Annotated in this window: 6 protein-coding genes and 1 pseudogene; 6 read left to right on the plus strand and 1 reads right to left on the minus strand. The window is 29.1% G+C overall.

Annotation, left to right across the window (positions count from 1 at the left end; all coding sequences use genetic code 11):
- From Q0F58_RS17785 to lexA, 6 genes and pseudogenes are all read left to right on the plus strand, one after another.
- A pseudogene (locus Q0F58_RS17785) lies at nt 1–268 on the plus strand (hypothetical protein); the annotation flags it as partial.
- 1 nt (nt 269) lies between these two features.
- Nucleotides 270–437: a DUF3970 family protein gene (locus tag Q0F58_RS17790; RefSeq protein ID WP_294379196.1), complete on the plus strand. Its 168-nt coding sequence runs from the start codon at nt 270–272 to the stop codon at nt 435–437.
- Nucleotides 438–439: 2 nt separating this feature from the next.
- Entirely contained in the window at nt 440–655 is a 216-nt protein-coding gene (locus Q0F58_RS17795; RefSeq protein ID WP_294379197.1) for a hypothetical protein, read from the plus strand.
- Nucleotides 656–740: 85 nt separating this feature from the next.
- Complete coding sequence (locus Q0F58_RS17800; protein WP_294379198.1) at nt 741–1,658, plus strand: ParM/StbA family protein; 918 nt, start codon at nt 741–743, stop codon at nt 1,656–1,658.
- On the plus strand, nt 1,624–2,019 hold the full coding sequence (locus tag Q0F58_RS17805; RefSeq protein ID WP_294379199.1) for a hypothetical protein: 396 nt from the start codon (nt 1,624–1,626) through the stop codon (nt 2,017–2,019). Before Q0F58_RS17800 ends, Q0F58_RS17805 begins: the two co-directional genes overlap by 35 nt.
- 99 nt (nt 2,020–2,118) lie before the next feature.
- Nucleotides 2,119–2,613, plus strand: coding sequence for a transcriptional repressor LexA (gene lexA, locus Q0F58_RS17810; protein WP_294379200.1), 495 nt, complete (start codon nt 2,119–2,121; stop codon nt 2,611–2,613).
- Between the two features lie 45 nt (nt 2,614–2,658).
- Here the strand turns inward: lexA and Q0F58_RS17815 are convergent, their stop codons facing one another.
- Complete coding sequence (locus tag Q0F58_RS17815; protein ID WP_294379201.1) at nt 2,659–3,708, minus strand: IS30 family transposase; 1,050 nt, start codon at nt 3,706–3,708, stop codon at nt 2,659–2,661.
- Nucleotides 3,709–3,887: the final 179 nt, after the last annotated feature.

The following is a 3,887-nucleotide window of genomic DNA, read 5'->3' on the forward strand; positions in this document are numbered from 1 at the left end:
ACATAGACAAGCAAAGAATTTATTGGAGATGAGTAAAAATAGAGTTAATAAAGTATTAGAGTATTTAAGATATGCAATTAAAAGAAATGTAAGTAATATATATGCTTATGTAAAGAAGCTTATAGAAGTCAATGCAGATGTAGGCGGCGGATCTAGTTGGAATGAAAGCTTAAATAGTGGTAGTGATCCTAAAAGCTTTAACAATGTTGAACCACGCCAGTATGATTATGATGATTTGGAATGGAGATTATTAGGATGGAGGGATTGATTTGATAAAAGTAAGAATTGAAGGAAAACTGGAAGAAATAAATAAAGCGATAATATTGTTTAATAAAAATAGTGAAATTAATATATTATCACAATCTGAACCTTATAAAAATAGAGGAAGCAATGAATTTTACAGAGTTTATATTGATGCAGAAGTGAAGGGGGAATAGGAATGAATGAGGTTAATGAGGAAAATTTTAATGAAACTTGTAAGGGGTATCTTATAAGAGCATTAAAGATAGTGAATGAAAGTAAAGCAATATTTAATAAAGACCTTGTAGAAAAATTATTAAATGGATTAAACTGGTCGTTTGATGAATTAACAATGACTGGAGCTAGAAAAGAATATGAAAAATATGTAGCAGGCACAATAGAATTTGATAAATAAAAAAGGCAGCAGTTATAAACTACCACCAATACCGCAATATTAGTATAGTTTATAATTGCTCCAAAATCAAGGAGGAGCAATATTTATGAAAATAACAGTATTGGATTTAGGAAATTATAATATAAAGGTATTAGATGTTGATTCAAATAAAAAGATTTCATTTTCCAGCAAGGTATCAATGGATTATGAAAATACTCCTGAGCTGTTTAACTGGGTAAAGTATAATGAATCAACAGTATATTTTGAAAAAGGAAATTTTTCTATGGAAAATGTAAAAACAAATAAGGATTTTACAGCACAGATGTTATATGCATATGCAAAGATGTATGATGAAGATCATATAGATAGTAATCTGTGCTTATTGTTACCAACACAGCAAATGACAATAGAAAATAAGTCAAAATATATGGAACTGAAGAATAAAGAATATGAATTTGAGTGTAGAGCAAATGGAGTTACTAATAAAAGAAATATAAAAATTAATGATGTTATAGTATTGCCAGAAGGATATGTTACTTTCTTTTCATTGAATGCAGAACTGCAGAAAAAAAGTATATTGTTAATTGATATTGGAGGTAGGACAAGTAATTATTGTGCTTTTATAAATGGAAATCTTGAAGTAAATAGAACTATGAACTTAGGAAGTCTTGATTTCTATGAAAGAGTGAGAGAAGCTAATATAAGTAAGCAGTATGAATTAAAGGATATGGAGCGATTTATAAAGAATGGTCAGGCTACTGTATATAAGAAAGATTATATAAGATTTTATAATGACATAATAGAAGATATACAAGCGCATAACTGTATACTATCTCATTTTGATAATATTGTGTTTAGCGGTGGAGGAAGTTCACTTTTAAATGAGATAAAAGATAAGATTCCAGATAATGCTGAAATATTAGAAAACAATTTATACAGTAATGTTATTGGAGCAGCTGCAGTTGCGAAAAAGAAATGGGGTGCAGATAATGGCCAGGCAGAAAGCAACAGAAAAGCCAAGTAGAGAATCATTTACTTTGAATATGGATAATGAAAGGGACAGAGCTATTAAGCTCTTTCTTTCTACTCAAAATAATAAGGCTGAGTTTATAAAAAATGTACTATATAAATATATATCTAAAAATGATACTAATATTGATGCCAAAATTGACACAACAATAAACGATAGTACAAAAAATAACGCTAATAATAGCACCAAAAATGATGTGAATATAAATTGTGATGTTAAAAATGGTATCAAAAATAGCACCAATAATTACATTATATATATAGATGAAACTGCTGAGGAAGTAGTTCAACATAATGAGAGTTCATCAGAAAATGAAGATGCATTTGAAAATGCATTTAAAGGATTAGGATTATAGATTTAAAATATTTACAATAGAAAAATAAAGTGGTAATATAATATCAAACATATGTTCTACGAATATGTGTTTGATATGATATTATAAGGGGATGGGTAGATGGAATATAATAAGCAACAAGAAATTTATAATTTTTTAAAAGAATATACAGAAGATACTGGATATCCACCTACGGTAAGAGAAATTTGTGATGCAGTTTCATTAAGGTCTACATCAACAGTGCAGGGACATTTAGAAAGGCTTCAAAAGAAAGGACTTATAAAACGAAATCCATCAAAGCCAAGAGCTTTAGAAATTATTGAATTATCAGAAGCTAAAAAAGAAATGATTGATATACCAGTAATTAAAGGATACAGAGCTGGTATGAATTTATTAGATAAAGAAAATATATCTGAAATGTTTAAAATACCTAATAATTTTATATCAGATGATAAAGAAATATTTATGGTTAAAGTAGAAGATGAAGGTATGATGAAGTCTGGAATAATTACAAATGATTTAGCTATTATTGAAAGAAATGATATTGCTGAAGATAATATGGCTGTTTTAGTATATGTAAATTCTTCATTAATAATAAGAGATAAATTGCAATAACAAATTGAACTAATTTCTATATATGACTTAAATGCTTGAATTTACTTATGCTATATAGATTTCATCTAAGTGTATTTCAAAAAGTTCTTCTGGAGTTTTATAGTTTAGTATTTTCCTTGGAAGAGTATTCATCCATTCTTCTATGAATACAATATCATCTTGACTATAATCTGAAATACGTTTTCCCTTTGGGATAAAACGGCGTATTAAACCATTATGACGTTCATTTGTACCTTTCTCAAATGAGCAATATGGATGAGTGAAATATACCTTTGTACCTGTTTCAGATTCTAATGTGGATAAGTCAGCAAACTCAGAGCCATTATCACCAGTTATGCTTTTAAAAACTTCACTAAACTGCTTACCATATATGTTACGGATTCTGTTAAGTGCTCCCGTAACTGCTTCAGCAGTCTTAGATTCAATTTTTTGTATAATAGCATTCCTGGTTTTACGCTCAAGAATAGTCAAAAGAACACAATCATTATTAGATTTTTGCCCAACAACAGTATCAATTTCCCAATGTCCAAATTCTTTACGATTATCAATATCACTTGGACGTTCAGTAATGCTTCTGCCAAGTTTTTTCTTGTGTTCTTTTACTCTTGATGGTTTAGTATTTCTGCGTAGCTTCATTGGCAAATCTGCATTAATAACCTCTAACATCCCAAGATCAATATAATTATATATAGTTTTAGTGCAAACCATTTGAAAACGTTGAAACTTGCCTGTGGCAAGGGCGTAACCGACACAAGCGTCAGGAGACCATGAATGATTTTTTATCTTATCCACAGCATAATTAATAAACTCGCTACACTCTAGACGTTTAAATGTACGACAAGAATTTTCACGATTTCTATTGTAAATATTGGCACCAGTATCTGAAAGATACATTTTGATATGCTTACCTTGCTTTATCTGTGTAGTTGTACCACGACGTATCTCATTAAGAATAGTGTTTATTGAACGATTAAGCTCTTTGGCTATTTTATACGCTGAATATCCATCTTTAAGACGTAGCTCTATAGTCAAGCGTTCTTTAGCATTCAAGTGTTTATTTTTACGTGATTCTGTGTTATGATTTTGGTGATCCATAGTGATTATCCTCCGTGTTGTTTTTTTTTGTAGCAATTAAATCATAACACAGATAATCTACTATGGATTTTTTATTAGTTCAATTTGATTATACAATTAGTCGTTATTTTTACTTTCTCTAAATATTGAAATAATTGCATTTTCAAGTTTAGTATTGCATACTCTAATTTTTCTTTTAT

The sequence above is a fragment of the uncultured Clostridium sp. genome (assembly GCF_934754915.1).
GTDB lineage: Bacteria > Bacillota > Clostridia > Clostridiales > Clostridiaceae > Clostridium.

What these genes read in the sequence shown, in the direction of transcription:
- Q0F58_RS17815 (WP_294379201.1), bottom strand. Translation starts at nt 3,708, where the DNA reads ATGGATCACCAAAATCATAACACAGAATCACGTAAAAATAAACACTTG.
- lexA (WP_294379200.1), top strand. Translation starts at nt 2,119, where the DNA reads ATGGAATATAATAAGCAACAAGAAATTTATAATTTTTTAAAAGAATAT.
- Q0F58_RS17795 (WP_294379197.1), top strand. Translation starts at nt 440, where the DNA reads ATGAATGAGGTTAATGAGGAAAATTTTAATGAAACTTGTAAGGGGTAT.
- Q0F58_RS17800 (WP_294379198.1), top strand. Translation starts at nt 741, where the DNA reads ATGAAAATAACAGTATTGGATTTAGGAAATTATAATATAAAGGTATTA.
- Q0F58_RS17805 (WP_294379199.1), top strand. Translation starts at nt 1,624, where the DNA reads ATGGCCAGGCAGAAAGCAACAGAAAAGCCAAGTAGAGAATCATTTACT.